Here is a 1,047-nt window from a genome sequence, read left to right as displayed (position 1 = left end):
ATCCGCTTCGCCTACTGGGTCCCGAACGTGTCCGGGGGTCTGGTGATCTCCACCATCGAGCAGCGCACCGACTGGAGCTTCGACTACAACCGCAAGCTCGCGCAGATCGCCGAACAGGCGGGCTTCGACTACGCCCTCACCCAGATCCGCTTCACCGCCGGCTACGGCGCCGAGAACCAGCACGAGAGCGTGGCCTTCTCCCACGCCCTCGCCGCCGCCACCGAGCGCCTGAAGGTCATCGCCGCGCTGCTGCCGGGGCCGTGGAACCCGACGCTCGCCGCCAAGCAGCTCGCCACCATCAGCCATCTCACCGGCGGCCGCATCGCCGTCAACGTGGTGTCCGGCTGGTTCCGGGGCGAGTTCGCGGCCATCGGCGAGCCGTGGCTCGACCACGACGAGCGCTACCGCCGCTCGGAGGAGTTCATCCGCTCCCTGCGCGGCATCTGGGCGGAGGACAGCTTCAGCTTCGCCGGCGACTTCTACCGCTACCGCGACTATTCGCTGAAGCCGAAGCCGCTGGACCCGCTGCCCGAGATCTTCCAGGGCGGCTCGTCCCGCGCGGCGCGCGACATGGCCGCGCGCGTCAGCGACTGGTACTTCACCAACGGCAACACGCCCGAGAACGTCGCCCGGCAGGTCGACGACGTCCAGGCCAAGGCCGCCGAGCTTGGCCGCCGGGTGAAGATCGGCGTCAACGCCTTCGCGGTCGCCCGCGACACCGAGGCGGAGGCCCGCAGCGTTGTGGACGAGATCGTCGCCAAGGCGAACCCCGACGCGGTGAACGCCTTCGGCCACGAGGTGAAGAACGCCGGCGCGGCCTCGCCCGAGGGCGAGGGCAACTGGGCGAAGTCCTCGTTCGAGGACCTCGTGCAGTACAACGACGGCTTCAAGACCAACCTGATCGGCACGCCGCGCCAGATCGCGGAGCGCATCCTCGATCTGAAACAGGCCGGCGTCGATCTCGTGCTGCTGGGCTTCCTCCACTTCCAGGAGGAGGTCGAGTTCTTCGGACGGGAGGTCATCCCGCTCGTCCGCGAGCTCGAGGCC

General features: G+C 69.1%; 1 protein-coding gene. It reads left to right on the top strand.

Annotated features, from left to right (window positions below; translation table 11 throughout):
* The coding region (gene sfnG, locus ACFQ4O_RS17800) for a dimethylsulfone monooxygenase SfnG (RefSeq protein ID WP_378777746.1) at positions 1 to 1,047 on the top strand (1,047 nt) is incomplete at both ends.

The sequence above is a fragment of the Methylopila musalis genome, from assembly GCF_042679725.1.
In the GTDB taxonomy this organism is placed as follows: Bacteria; Pseudomonadota; Alphaproteobacteria; order Rhizobiales; family Methylopilaceae; genus Methylopila; species Methylopila musalis.
The sequence above is the reverse complement of the archived record's forward strand: the minus strand, read 5'-3'. Positions and strand labels throughout refer to the sequence as shown.